Genomic DNA, 13,170 nt, shown 5'->3' with positions numbered 1-13,170 from the left:
AGATGCCACTTGCGTACGCCATCACCGGCGTGTCGTGTACACAAGTGGCATCTCGCGGAGGTCGTCCTGCCGGCGAGATGCCACTTGTGTGCGCCTCGCGCGGCGTGTCGGGCTCATAAGTGGCATCTCGCGGGAGGGGAGGGGAGGGCGGGAGGGGTGGCGGCGGCGGCGAGGTGGAGGGCCGCGTAGCTGCGCCAGGGGGCCCAGCGGCGTGCGGTGTCGGCGAGGGTGGCGGGGGTGGCGGGGAGTCCGAGCGCTGCGGCGCCGGCGCGGACGGCGCGGTCGTCGGCCGGCAGGGAGTCCGGGTCGCCGGTGATGCGCGTCGCGACGGAGGAGGCCGTCGCCGCGTCGAGTCCGTCGACCGCGAGCAGGCGCTCGACGAGCTCCTCGCGGCGGAGTCCCGCGTCCAGGTGCAGACCGCCGTCGGCGAGCAGGGCGGCGACCCGGCCGAGGAGATCCCGGCGGAGGGGATCACCGCGGAGGAGGTCTGCTCGGCCCGCGGGACCGCCTAGCGCCTCCTCGATCCCGTCGGCGATCGCCGCGGGGGAGGGGAAGGAGCGGCTGATCCCCTCGGCCGCGAGCGCCGCGGGCAGCGGCTCGCCGAGCTCCGCCACCAGCCGCGCCAGCACCCCGTGCGCGGCGGCAGCAGGCGCACGCTGTGCGCTGAGCGCGCGCAGCAGCGTCTCGGCCGGATCGACGGAGCCCGGCAGCCGGATCCCGGGCCTCGCGGCGACCCGCGGCGCGAGCACGGGGTCGGCGGCGAGCGCCTCGTCGATCGCGCTCGCGTCGGCGTCGAGGTCGAGCAGTCGCCGCACCCGCGCGACCAGCGGCCCGACGTCGGCGACGCTCAGCAGGGTCGCCGTGCAGCGGATCGCGTCGCCGTCCGCCTCGAGCCGCACGACCGCGGGTCCGCCCGGCAGCACCAGCGAGCGGGAGTACCGCCCCGGCTCCGCCGCCTCGAGCCCCGGTACGGCCTCGGCGCCGAGGACCGCGAGCACTCCGGGATCGAACGGCGCCCGCACCGCGAGCCGCAGCTCGAGCGTGGTCGCCCCGGCCTGGCGACCCGCCTCCGTCCGGACACCGCGGGCGGAGGCGCGGAGGGCGCTCGGACTGCGCTCGTAGACCTCCTGGATCGTCGCGTTGAACTGCCGGATGCTCGCGAATCCGGCCGCGAACGCCACCTCCGACACCGGCAGCTCGGTGCCCGTGAGCAGCAGCCGAGCGGTCTGCGCGCGCTGGGCCCGGGCGAGGGCGAGCGGCGGCGCGCCCAGCTCGACCCGCAGGATGCGCCCGAGCTGGCGCGTGCCGTAGCCCAGGCGCGCGGCCAGGCCCTCGACGCCGTCGCGGTCGACGACGCCGTCGCCGATCAGGCGCATCGCCCGCGCCGCCGTGTCGTCGCGGAGGTTCCACTCCGGCGATCCGGGCACCGCGTCGGGGAGGCACCGCTTGCAGGCCCGCAGCCCGGCCTCATGCGCGGCGGCCGCTGTGGGGTAGAAGCGCACGTTCGCGGGGCGGGGCGTGGCGGCGGGGCAGCTCGGGCGGCAGTAGATGCCGGTCGAGTGCACGCCGGTGATGAAGCGGCCGTCGAAGCGGGCGTCGCGCGACGCGACCGCGCGGTAGCGCTCCTCGAACAGCGGATCGTCGGGCATGCTCCGAGACTGGCACGCCGAGCCGCCGCGGGATCGCGGGAATCGGACACGGCGCCGGGACGGCCGCTGTCAACCGCCGGACCGGCCGGGCGCCGGTGCCCTACTCTCGGAGCCCATGAGCGCCTATCCGCCGCCGCCGCCCGCCCGACCCTCGATCGTCCCGACGGTGCTCGGCGCGATCGGCGTCGCGCTGCTGGGCGTCCTGCTCCTGCTCGTGCTCGCCTACGTCGTCTCGGGCCTCGGCGCGACCGCCGCCGGGATCTGCGCCGTCGTCGCGCTGGTGCCGCTGCTGGTCGTGCTGGCCGGGGTCCGCTGGGTCGACCGCTGGGAGCCCGAGGCGCCGCTCGGCCTCTGGTTCGCGTTCCTCTGGGGCGCAGCCGGGTCCGTCGCGATCGCACTGCTGGTCGACCTCGGCGTGCAGATCGCGGTCTACGCCTCCGGGGCGCAGCCGAGCGAGTCGGACTTCGTCGGCGCCGTGATCCAGGCGCCGATCGTCGAGGAGTCCGCGAAGGGCCTGGGCGTCCTGCTGATCCTGCTGATCTGGCGCCGCAGCTTCGACGGGCCGGTCGACGGCATCGTCTACGCGGCGGTCGTCGCCTCCGGGTTCGCCTTCGTCGAGAACATCCTCTACTTCGGCAGCGCGCTGGTGGAGGGCGGCCTCGGCTCGCTCGCCGTCACCTTCTTCCTCCGCGGCGTGCTCTCGCCGTTCGCGCACGTGCTCTTCACGTCCTGTTTCGGTGCCGCGCTGGGCTTCGCGATGAACCGCCCGCCCGCCGCGCGGCTTCCGATCGCGCTCCTCGGGCTCGCACTCGCGGCCTTCCTGCACGCCCTCTGGAACGGGTCGTCCTTCCTCGTCGCCGACTGGTTCGGCTTCTACGGCGTCGTGCAGGTGCCGCTGTTCGTGGTCGCCGTCGTGGTCGTCTCGCTGCTGCGCCGGCAGGAGCGCCGGGTCACGCTCGAGCGGCTGGGCGAGTACTCGGCCGCGGGCTGGCTCTCGCCGACCGAGGTGCGGATGATCGGCACGGCCGAGGGGCGCCGCACCGCCGCCCGCTGGGCCCGGGTGGCCGGCGGCGACCGCCCGCGCGCGATGCGCGGCTTCATCCGCTCGGCGACCCGGCTCGCGCACGTCCGCCAGCAGCAGCTCGCGGGTCGCGGCGGACGCGGAGCCGCCCTCGACGAGCGCGTGCTGCTCGACGAGCTCGTGGCGCGCCGCTCGGCGCTGACCGGCGGCTGAGCGGTCCGGACCCGGACGATCAGCGGACCGTGCGGTCCGCGGGGAAGAGGAGCAGGACAGGGTGCGCGCCATGGAGGTCACGACCGCCGAGGGACGGCTCCTCGTCGTGCACGACAGCGGTGACGCGGGCCGTCCGCTGCTCTGGCAGCACGGCTCTCCGCAGACCGGCGCGCTGCTCGCCCCCGTCCTCGACGCCGCCCGCGCGGGCGGACTCCGACTCCTCTCCTACGGCGGGCCCGGCTACGGCGGGTCGACCGAGCAGCCCGGCCGCCGCGTCGCCTCCGCGGCGGAGGACGTCCGCGCCGTGTTGGATGCGCTGGGCCTCGACCGGATCCTGACGGCGGGCGCCTCGGGCGGCGGTCCGCACGCCCTGGCCTGCGCCGCACTGCTCCCGGACCGTGTCGACGGCGTCGCGGTGCTCGCCTCACCCGCGCCCTTCGACGGGCAGCCCGACTGGTTCGACGGCATGGCCGCTCCGGGCGGTCTCGCCTCGGTGCGCGACGGCCGTGAGGCGCGCGCCGACTTCGCCGAGACCGACGCGTTCGATCCCGAGTCGTTCGTGGCTGCCGACCACGCGGCCCTCGAGAACGAGTGGGGCGCCCTCGGCGAGGACGTCGCGCGCGCGGAGGAGTGGGGCGACGGCGGCCTGATCGACGACGACGTCGCGTTCGCCGCGCCCTGGGGAGTCGACCTCGCCGCGATCCGCTGCCCGGTCCTGCTCGTCCAGGGCGGTCTCGACCGGGTGATCCCGCCGCACCACGCGCGACGGCTCCGCGCGCTGCTCCCGAGCGCCGAGCTGCTCGAGCACGCCGATGACGGCCACGTCTCCGTGCTGCGACACCTGCCCGAGGCCCTCGACCGCCTGATCGCCCTGAGCTGAGCTGAGCTGAGCCGAGCCGAGCCGGGCTGAGCTGAGCCGAGCCGGGCGACGGATGCCGTCGCCCCGCTCGCGCGGGGCGACGCAGCGCGGAGAACGGCTCCGGCTCAGGCGGCCGCGCGCAGCACCCGGCGCTCGCCGGCGGTCACCGCGACGCCCAGGCGGTTCTGCGCGGGCGGCAGCGGGCAGTTGTAGTGCGGGGAGAACCCGCACGGCGGGATGTAGGCGCGGTTGAAGTCGAGCAGCACCGGGCCGGGCGTGCCGGCGTCCGCCGCTCCGCCGAGGCGCTGCACGACGAGGAAGCGCCCGACCGGGTAGCTCCGGAGCGCCGGGTCGTCGCTGCGGTTGGTCGGGTCGCCGAACGGGACGAGCAGGGTGCCGCCGTCGTCGAACGCGGCGACGGTGTACTCGTGCGCCCGGCCGTCGTCGACGAGGGAGAAGGTGATGTCGCCGGGCACGACCAGCTCTCGGGTCGCGCCGTTGTCGCGCAGGTGCTCGAACGGGATCGTGCGCGCGTCGTCGACCGGCTCGAACCAGGCCTCGAGCACCCACGCGGCGTCGAAGGGGAAGGTCTCGATCGCGTCGAACGAGCGGATGCCCTCGGAGGCGGCGTCCCAGACGCGGTAGCCGTACTCCTCCTCGCCGGTGTCCAGGCTCGGGCGGCGCATCCGGGTGAGGGTCGCGGTCGGGCCGTAGCCGGCCAGCGCGGTCTCGTCGTCGACGCTCTCGCCGGGCTCGAGCCAGCGGGTCTCGACCAGGGCCAGGTCGCCGCGCGGGCCGGTGACCCGCTCGGCGCGGCGCGCGAGCCAGGACTCCCAGCCGGCGCGGGCCGACTCGGTGGTGTCGATCGAGGCGCGGGAGGGGGCGGTGACACTGCTGCTCGTCGAAGGCATGCACCGTGCAACGCGGCGAGGGCCGCTTCTCTTCCCGCCGTCGTCCGGACGCCGACCGCAGATGAGACGGCTCTCATCTCCGTCTCACACCCGGCTTACGGCCCGTCGGGAGGCTGTGAGCACGGGTCGAGGATCCGCCGCGGCCTCCGGCTCGCGCTCACCGCTCCGGGAGGAACGACATGGTCATCCGCATCGCCCTGTACTCGCACGACTCGGTGGGTCTCGGTCACGTCCGCCGCAACGTCGCCCTCGCGCACGCCCTGAACACGGCGCTGCCGGAGCTGCTCGGCGAGGAGGTGACCGGCCTCCTGGTGACCGGGCAGTCCTCCGCCACCGCCTTCGCCGCGCCCGACGGCTGGGACTGGCTCGCCCTCCCCGGCGTGACCACCGGCGAGCAGGGCTACCGCTCTCGGCACCTCGACGTCGAGCTCCGCACCCTCACGGGTCTGCGCGGAGGAGTCGTCCGCGCCGGCCTCGCCGCCTTCGCCCCGGACCTCCTCATCGTCGACCGCCACGCGTTCGGCGTGCACGGCGAGCTGGAGCCGGCGCTGCGAGCCGTCCGCGCGGCGAACCCGGCCGCAGTGGTGGTGCTCGGCCTGCGCGACGTGCTCGATCGCCGCTCCGCCGTCTCGGCCGAGTGGAAGGCGATCGGCGGGGCGGCCGCCGTACGGGAGCTGTACGACGCCGTCTGGGTCTACGGCGACCCGACGGTGCACGACCTCGTCGCCACCGGCGAGATCCCGCGCGGACTGCAGGACCTCGTCGCGCACACCGGGTTCCTCGCGAACGGGCGGCTGGGCACCGGCCACTCCGTCGTCGAGGAGCCCTTCGTCCTCACCACCGTCGGCGGCGGATCCGACGGCCGCGCCGTCGCGGAGGCGGCCGTCGCCGCGCGGGTCCCCGAGGGTCATCGGCACGTCGTCGTCACCGGTCCGCAGATGCCGGCCGAGCACCGCCGGGCGATCCGCGCCCTCGCGGGGCCCGCGACGACGGTGGTGCGCTCGGTGCCGGACGCGCTCGCGCTGCTGCGCCGCGCCTCCGCGGTGGTCGGCATGGGCGGCTACAACACGGTCTGCGAGGTGATGAGCACGACCGCGCCGGCCCTGATCGTCCCGCGCACGCATCGCCGGCAGGAGCAGCGGCTGCGGGCGGAGGCGCTCGCCGCCCGGGGCGCCGTCGAGGTCCTGGAGCCGGCCGAGGTCAGCGCCGAGCGTCTGGGCGACTGGTTCGCCGCGAACGTCGGCGCGCAGGTGCACCGCACGGGGATCGATCTGGACGGCCTCGCCGCCGTCGGGCCGCTCGCCGCCCGCCTGGTCGCCGCCGCCCGCGGGACCGCGGTGGAGGAGGCGGACCGTGCCGTCTGAGCCGACCGCGCCCGTGTCCGCCGGGTCGCCCGTGCGCACGCCTGTCCCCGTCCCCGTCCCGACCGCCGTTCCCGCGCCGATCCCCGCGCCCGTCCCCACCACCGGAGGAGCCCCGATGCCCCGCACCGCCTACGTCCTCAAGGTCTACCCGCGCTTCTCCGAGACCTTCGTCGTCTCCGAGATCCTCGCCCGCGAGGCCGCCGGGGAGGATCTCGTGATCTTCTCCCTGCGCGCGCCCGACGACCCGCGCTTCCACCCGGAGCTCGCCCGCGTGAGCGCGCCCGTCCGCTACCTCGACAAGCCGGTCAAGGCGTCCGCGCTCTGGCAGGGGCTGCGCTGCGCCGAGCAGTCGCCCGAGCTCCTCGCGAGCGTCGGCCGGCTGCTGCCGGAGCTGCTGCGCGCGAGCCCCGAGGACGCCGCTCAGGCCGTCCAGCTCGCCGCCGCGCTCCAGCGGGAGGGGGTGACGCACCTGCACGCCCACTTCGCCTCGAGCGCCACCACCGTGGCCCGGCTCGCCTCGCTGCTCACGGGCGTGCCCTACTCCTTCACCGCGCACGCCAAGGACCTCTTCCACGAGTCCGTCGACGGCGCGGACCTGGAGCGCAAGCTCGCAGGCGCCCGCTTCGCGGTGACGGTCAGCGACTACAACGTGCTCCACCTCGCCGCGCGCTTCCCCGCCGCGCGCGACCGCGTGCACCGCGTCTACAACGGGCTGGAGCTCGAGCGCTTCGGCTTCGCGCCCCGCCCCGAGCGCACCGGCGCACTGCGGGTCGCCGCGGTGGGCCGCCTGGTCGAGAAGAAGGGCTTCGCGGTGCTCGTGGACGCCGTCGCGATGCTGGCGCTCGGCGGGACGAGGGTGGAGGTCGAGATCGCGGGCGGCGGTGAGCTGAACGAGGCGCTCGCCGAGCGGATCCGCGCGGCCGGTCTCGAGGACAGCGTCCGGCTGCTCGGCCCGCTGCCGCAGAACGAGGTCGCCGAGCTGCTGCGCCGCGCCGACGTGTTCGTCGCCCCCTGCGTGGTGGGCGCCGACGGCAACGCGGACGGACTGCCCACCGTGCTGCTGGAGGCGATGGCCTCCGGGGTGCCGTGCATCTCCACCGCGGTCACCGGGATCCCCGAGGTGATCCGCGACGGCGACACCGGCGTGCTCTGCCGCCCCGGCCGCGCGGACGACCTCGCCCGTGCCCTGCAGCGGGTGGCGGACCCCGGCTTCGACACCGCCGGCGTCGTCGGCCGCGCCCGCGCGCTGGTGGAGCAGGAGTTCGACTCCCGCGTGCAGGCGCGGACGCTCGGCGGGCTGACCCGCGCGGCGGTGACCCCCGTCCCCGCTCCGGCCCCCGTCCTCGCCCTCGCCGGGACCGCGGCGGAGGTGGCCTGATGCGCGTCGCCTTCGTCTGCGCCGACCCCGGCGTGCCGGTCTTCGGCAGCAAGGGCTCCTCCGTCCACGCCCAGGAGATCCTCCGCGCCTACCGCGCACGCGGCGACGAGGTGCGCGTCTACTGCGCCCGAGCCGGCGACAGCGTCCCCGCCGATCTCCGCGACGTCGACGTGCTCGAGCACCGCGTCCGCGGGCAGGACCCGGCCCGCCGCGAGCGCGCCGTGACCGAGGCCGCCGCCCGCCTCGCCGAGGCGGTCGTCCGCGACGGCTGCGACCTCGTGCACGAGCGCTACTCCCTCTTCAGCCGCGCCTCGGCCCTCGTCTCGCGAGCGCTCGGCGTGGCCGCCGTCCTCGAGGTCAACGCGCCCCTGATCGACGAGCAGCGCGAGCACCGCGTCCTCATCGACGGGGCCGGCGCGGAGCGGGCGACCCGGGCGGTGCTCTCCGCGGCGGCGGTCGTGGCCTGCGTCTCGGAGCCCGTCGCCCGCTGGACCCGACAGCACGGCGCGGCCGCACCGCTCGTCGCTCCGAACGGCGTCAACACCCGTCGGATCGCCCCGGGCCCCGCCCGTGCGGACGGACCGCTCGTCGTCGGCTTCGTCGGCACCCTCAAGCCCTGGCACGGCGTCGGCGGCCTGCTCGACGCGGTCGCGCGCCTGGATCCCGAGCGCGTCCGCCTCCTCGTGATCGGCGACGGGCCCGAAGGACCCGCGCTGCGCGAGCAGGCCGCCCGGCTCGGTCTCGACGCGGAGTTCACCGGCGCCGTCGTCCCGGCGGACATGCCGGCTCAGCTCGCCCGCCTCGACATCGGCGTCGCGCCCTACCCGGCCCGCGCCGGCGAGGACTACTTCTCGCCGCTGAAGGTCTACGAGTACCTCGCCGCCGGGCTGCCCGTGGTCGCCACGGACGTCGGTCAGATCCCCGCGATCCTCCGGCACGGCGTCACCGGTCTCGTCGTCGAGCCCGGGCGGACGGAGGCGCTCGCCGAGGCCCTCGGCGCTCTCGCGGCCGACCCCGCCCGCCGCCGCGCGATGGGCGCGGCCGCCCGGGCCGACGCGGTCGCGGAGCACGACTGGAGCCGGGTGCTGGAGCGCATCCTCGCCGCGGTCCCCGACGGAGTCCTCCCCGGCGGCACCCGCGGAGCGGAGGCGGCCGCATGAGCCGCGCGAGCCGCACGACCCCCGACCCCGGCGCCCTCCGCCGCAGCCTCGGGATCGTCCGCCCGCACCTGCGCGAGCACCGCCTGCTGATGCTCGGCGGCCTCGTCGCGCTGCTCGCCGAGGTGATCCTCCGGGTCCTCGAGCCCTGGCCGCTGAAGATCGTGATCGACAGCGTCAGCGCGAGCCTGGGCGCCACCGCCGGCGCCAACGCGGGCACCCCGCCGGCCACCGTCGGCCTCCTCGTCGCCTGCGGCGCGATCCTGCTGGGCCTGGTGGGCCTGCGCGCGATCACCGCCTACCTCTCCACCATCGCCTTCGCCCTGGTCGGCTCGCGGGTCGCCACCGCGCTCCGCGCCCGCGTCTTCGCCCACGTGCAGGCCCTGTCGCTGCGGTATCACACGGTCTCCTCGGCCGGCGACACCGTGCAGCGGCTGGTCGGCGACATCGGCCGGCTGCAGGAGGTCGCGGTCACCGCGGGCCTGCCGCTGGTCGGCAACGTGATCACGCTGGTCGTGCTGACCGTCGTGATGCTGTGGCTGGATCCGCTGCTCACCCTGGTCGTCGTCGGCGCGGCGGTCGTCTACCTCGTCTCCTCGCGCCGCAGCTCCACCTCGATCACGAGCGCCTCGCGCTCCACCCGCAAGGGCGAGGGCGCGCTGGCCGACACCGCCGCGCAGACCCTCGGCGCCATCCGCGTCGTGCAGGCCTACGGGCTCGAGAAGGAGGTGGGCGGCGCCTTCGACCGCGGCAACGCGACCGCGCTGCACCAGGGAGTGAAGGCGCGCCGCCTCGCCGCCGCGCTCGAGCGCCGCACCGACGTCATCGTCGGCGCCGCGACGGCCCTCGTCCTCGCCGGTGGCGGCTGGCGCGTGCTCGAGGGGCAGATGACGCCGGGAGATCTCGTCGTCTTCACGATGTACCTGAAGATCGCGATGCGGCCGCTGAAGGACCTCGCCAAGTACACCGGTCGGATCGCGCGCGCCGCCGCCTCCGGCGAGCGGGTCGCCGACCTCCTCGACGAGGAGATCGAGGTGCAAGACCGCCCCGGTGCGCGAGCGCTCGTGACCACCGTCGGCGCGGTCTCGTTCGACTCCCTCGGCGTCGACGACGGCTACGGCCGCCCGCTCTTCGCCGACCTGTCGCTCCAGCTGCGCGGCGGCGAGAGCGTCTGCCTGCTCGGCGCCTCCGGGGCCGGCAAGTCGACGCTCGTCAGCCTGCTCGTGCGCGCCTCCGATCCGCAGCGCGGCCGCATCGCGATCGACGGGACGGACCTGCGCGACGCGACGCTCGCGAGCCTGCGCTCGAGCATCTCGCTGCTGCTTCAGGACTCGGTCCTCTTCGCCACGACCGTCCGCGAGAACATCCGCTACGGACGCCTCGACGCGACCGACGCCGAGGTCGAGGAGGCCGCCCGCCGCGCCAACGCGCTCGACTTCGTGCAGGCACTGCCGCACGGCTTCGAGACCGTGCTCGGCGAGCGCGGCGGAACCCTCTCGGGCGGACAGCGCCAGCGGATCGCCATCGCCCGCGCCCTGCTGCGGGACGCCCCGGTGGTGGTCCTCGACGAGGCGACGACCGGTCTGGACCCGGAGGCGCGCGCGCAGGTCGCCCGATCGCTCGCCGAGCTCACCCGCGGTCGCACGACGATCTCGATCACGCACGATCCCGCCGCCATCGCCGGCGCCGACCGCCTGCTCTGGCTCGAGGACGGCCGCATCGTCGAGGACGGCACTCCCGAGGAGCTGCTCGGCCGCGACTCCCGCGTCGCCGCCTGGTTCCACCGCGCCGCGGCCACGGAGCCCGGGGAGCAGGTGCGCGCATGAGCCGCGCCACGGAGGCGGCCGTCGCCGACCTCGCCCGCCGCGATCCGGCGCTGCCCGCCCTGGCCGACCTGCTCGACCCCCGTCGGCTCGCGGACGCGATCGGCGAGCCGCTCCGCGTCACGCGTCGTCGCTGGAAGCGCGGAGCGGACGTCGTCGTCGCCTACGAGTCGTCCGACGGACCGGCCTGGATCGCCTCCTACGCCGACACCGCCAAGCTCGGCAAGACCCGTGAGCGCGCCGCGCGCGTCGGCGTCGAGCTGCGCGAGCACCCCTCGCTGCACGCGGTCAGCGGGCCCGTGCTCGCCGACCGCGAGCTCTCGCCGAGCCTGCGGCGCCTCGGGCAGAGCGATCCCGGCCTGCTCGCGTCCTCGCGGGTGCTCCGGCACAATCCGCACCGCCGGCTGGTCCTCGACGACGGTGCGCGCGTCGTCAAGATCGTCGCGCCGGGGGCGGCCGCCGCGACGGCCGAGGCGGCGCGCGTGCAGTCGGCGCTGGCCGATCAGGGCGTGCCGGTCCTCGTGCCGACGCTGCTCGGCTCCGAAGGCGCCTGGACGCCGCGCTGGGGCGAGGGCGATCTGGCCGAGCGCCGCTGCGTCGACGCGGCCGCGACCGCGGGAGCGGCGCTCGCCCGCCTGCACACGGTGCGGGGAGTGCGGGTGCCCGCCGGCTCGCCGGGCGAGCTCGCCACCGCGATGCGGGCCCTCGCGGACCTCGTGCCGGACCTCTCAGCGCGCCTCGCGCGCCTCGGGGCGGCGCTCGGTGCGGTCGGCCGCGGGGCGTCGTCCCGCTCCGTCGTCGTGCACGGCGACTTCTCGGCCGATCAGGTCCTGGTCGGCGACGGCGTCCGCCTGATCGACTTCGACCGGGTCCGCGCCGACGAGCCCGAGCGCGACCTCGGCGGGCTCCTCGCGGCGGAGCCCGACGGCTCCTCGCTCGCCGGAGCCCTGCTCGACGCGTATCGCGCGGCCGGGGGAGCCGTCGACGAGGAGGCGCTGCGCCGACGCACCGTCGAGAGCGTGCTGCTGCGCGCGGTCGAGCCGTTCCGCACCGCGCAGCCGGACTGGCGCGAGCGCGTCGAGGCCGCCGTCGCCCGCGCCGAGGAGGTGCTCGCATGCCCGATCCGCTGAGCCCGCTGAGCACGCCGAGCCCGCGGAACGCGACGAGCGCGCCGACCCTCCCGAGCCCGCTCGGCACCGCGCCCGTGGTCCCCGCCGAGATCGTCGAGGACGCCGTGACGTGGACCGTCTCGCGCGCCTGGCCCGCCCGCGACGGGGTCGAGCTCGAGGCCCGCTCCGACGGCGCCGCCGACGTCCGCGCCGGCCGCTGGACACCGGAGGGCGGCGTCGCCCTGCTGCCGCCCGGTCGCGACCGCCGGCTCCCGGCGCTCGAGCACGCCCGCCGCGAGGGCGCCGTGATCGTGCACCGGCCCGGCCGCCGCGCCGTGGTGCGCGCCGCGGACGGCGGCAGCTTCCTCAAGGTGCTCCGGCCGCAGGCCGCCGCCGCCGTCAGCGCGGCCCACCGCAGCGCCGGAGTCTTCGCCGCCGGCTTCGACCTGCCGCGGATCCTCGAGCGGGCGGACGACCCGGCCGGTCTCGTCCGCTTCTCGGCGCTCCCCGGACGCACGGTGCTCGAGGTCGGCTCCGACCCGCGGACGACCGAGGACGAGTGGCGCGCCCTCTGGGAGCGCTGGGCGGCGGGCTGGGCGCTCCTGCCCGCGGCCCCGGCCGAGCTGCCCGAGCACGGGCCGGAGGCGGAGGCCGCCGTCGTCGCCCGCTGGGCGGCCCACGCCGCGCCGCTGCTGGTCCCCGCCGCCCGCGCCGAGGTGCTCGCCGCCGCCGAGCGCGTGGCCGAGTCCCTCCTGGGCGCGCCGGCCGAGCCGCTGGTCCTCGCCCACCGCGACCTGCACGACAAGCAGCTGCTCGTCGCCGGGGACGCCCTCACCCTGCTCGACCTCGACACCGCGGCCCGGGCCGAGGCCGCGCTCGACCTCGGCAATCTGCGCGCCCACCTCCGGCTCCGCACCGCGCAGGGTCTGCTCGCCGCGGACGACGCCGCTCGCGCGAGAGCCGTCGTCGACCGCGCGGCCGAGCGGGCCGGCGCCTCACCCGAGCGCCTCGCCGTCTACGAGACGGCGGCCCGCTTCCGCCTCGCCTGCCTCTACCTCTTCCGCCCGGCCTGGCGGTCCTCCGCCGCCCGTACCCTCACCCGAACCGCAGGAAGGATCCTCTCCGCATGAGAAGATCATCAGGAAACCCGTTCCGCCGTCCCGATCCCGACACGACCGATCAGGAGACGCCGATGCCCCGCCGCGGTCCCGTGCTGCTCGCCGCCGCCGCCGCGCTCTGCCTCGCCGCGATCACCGGGGGCGTCGTCACCGTCGCGACCGCGCTCCAGCAGCCGCAGCAGGTGACCGAGATCGGCAGCACGCCCGTCGTCGGCCCGAGCCGGGAGCCCGGCGCGGGGGAGTCCGCGGACCCGTCGAGCGGCGACCCGTCCGGCGACCCGTCCGGCGCAGACCCCGCCGCGACCGATCCTGCGGCGGTCGACCCCGGCGCCGGGGACCCGGCGGCCACCAGCCCGCCGTCCGATCCGGCTCCGCAGGCCCCGCCGGCCGAGCAGGGCGGCACCGCCCCGGTCCCGGTCGTCCCGGTCCCCGCCCCTGCGCCCGCCGACGCGGACGACGACGGCGACGACGACGACACCGACGACCCGGACGACGACGTCGACGACGACACCGACGACTGACGGCGGCGACCGCCGCGGACGACGGCCGCCGTCGTGGGCGGAGCGCC

11 protein-coding genes are annotated in these 13,170 nt (G+C 76.6%); 9 read left to right on the top strand and 2 right to left on the bottom strand.

The window, feature by feature from the left end:
• Positions 1-113: 113 nt before the first annotated feature.
• Positions 114-1,649: a bifunctional transcriptional activator/DNA repair enzyme AdaA gene (locus HQQ82_RS15650; protein ID WP_173234861.1), complete on the bottom strand. Its 1,536-nt coding sequence runs from the start codon at positions 1,647-1,649 to the stop codon at positions 114-116.
• Between the two features lie 115 nt (positions 1,650-1,764).
• On the opposite strand from HQQ82_RS15650, the gene HQQ82_RS15645 reads away from it, so the two are divergent.
• Together HQQ82_RS15645 and HQQ82_RS15640 are read left to right on the top strand one after the other, a co-directional pair.
• Positions 1,765-2,883 (top strand): PrsW family intramembrane metalloprotease, encoded by a 1,119-nt coding sequence (locus HQQ82_RS15645; RefSeq protein WP_173234859.1) that lies wholly within the window; start codon positions 1,765-1,767, stop codon positions 2,881-2,883.
• 70 nt (positions 2,884-2,953) lie between these two features.
• The gene (locus HQQ82_RS15640; protein ID WP_173234857.1) at positions 2,954-3,763 is read left to right on the top strand and encodes an alpha/beta fold hydrolase; all 810 of its coding nucleotides are present in this window, start codon (positions 2,954-2,956) and stop codon (positions 3,761-3,763) included.
• Positions 3,764-3,867: 104 nt separating this feature from the next.
• On the opposite strand, the gene HQQ82_RS15635 is transcribed toward HQQ82_RS15640, so the two are convergent.
• A complete protein-coding gene (locus HQQ82_RS15635) occupies positions 3,868-4,653 on the bottom strand; it encodes a DUF1684 domain-containing protein (protein ID WP_173234855.1) in 786 nt (261 codons plus the stop codon).
• Between the two features lie 179 nt (positions 4,654-4,832).
• Between HQQ82_RS15635 and HQQ82_RS15630 the strand changes: the two genes are divergently transcribed.
• The 7 genes from HQQ82_RS15630 (at position 4,833) to HQQ82_RS15600 (ending at position 13,123) form a co-directional block, all read left to right on the top strand.
• Positions 4,833-6,017 carry a glycosyltransferase family protein gene (locus tag HQQ82_RS15630; RefSeq protein ID WP_173234853.1) on the top strand — a complete coding sequence of 395 codons (1,185 nt, stop codon included), beginning with the start codon at positions 4,833-4,835 and terminating at the stop codon, positions 6,015-6,017.
• A 115-nt stretch (positions 6,018-6,132) separates the two neighbouring features.
• Positions 6,133-7,395 carry a glycosyltransferase gene (locus HQQ82_RS15625; RefSeq protein WP_173234851.1) on the top strand — a complete coding sequence of 421 codons (1,263 nt, stop codon included), beginning with the start codon at positions 6,133-6,135 and terminating at the stop codon, positions 7,393-7,395.
• Positions 7,395-8,555, top strand: a complete 1,161-nt coding sequence (locus HQQ82_RS15620; RefSeq protein WP_173234849.1) for a glycosyltransferase family 4 protein — start codon at positions 7,395-7,397, stop codon at positions 8,553-8,555. The genes HQQ82_RS15625 and HQQ82_RS15620 overlap by 1 nt, the downstream gene beginning before the upstream one ends.
• Positions 8,552-10,378: an ABC transporter ATP-binding protein gene (locus HQQ82_RS15615; protein WP_173234847.1), complete on the top strand. Its 1,827-nt coding sequence runs from the start codon at positions 8,552-8,554 to the stop codon at positions 10,376-10,378. The genes HQQ82_RS15620 and HQQ82_RS15615 overlap by 4 nt, the downstream gene beginning before the upstream one ends.
• Positions 10,375-11,505 carry a phosphotransferase family protein gene (locus HQQ82_RS15610; protein WP_173234845.1) on the top strand — a complete coding sequence of 377 codons (1,131 nt, stop codon included), beginning with the start codon at positions 10,375-10,377 and terminating at the stop codon, positions 11,503-11,505. The genes HQQ82_RS15615 and HQQ82_RS15610 overlap by 4 nt, the downstream gene beginning before the upstream one ends.
• On the top strand, positions 11,490-12,614 hold the full coding sequence (locus tag HQQ82_RS15605; protein ID WP_173234843.1) for a hypothetical protein: 1,125 nt from the start codon (positions 11,490-11,492) through the stop codon (positions 12,612-12,614). The genes HQQ82_RS15610 and HQQ82_RS15605 overlap by 16 nt, the downstream gene beginning before the upstream one ends.
• Positions 12,611-13,123 carry a hypothetical protein gene (locus tag HQQ82_RS15600; protein ID WP_173234842.1) on the top strand — a complete coding sequence of 171 codons (513 nt, stop codon included), beginning with the start codon at positions 12,611-12,613 and terminating at the stop codon, positions 13,121-13,123. The genes HQQ82_RS15605 and HQQ82_RS15600 overlap by 4 nt, the downstream gene beginning before the upstream one ends.
• Positions 13,124-13,170 lie beyond the last annotated feature (47 nt).

Origin of the sequence: Rathayibacter sp. VKM Ac-2856 (assembly GCF_013205055.1) — a bacterium.
In the GTDB taxonomy this organism is placed as follows: Bacteria; Actinomycetota; Actinomycetes; order Actinomycetales; family Microbacteriaceae; genus Rathayibacter.
This window is presented reverse-complemented; position numbering and strand designations above follow the sequence as displayed.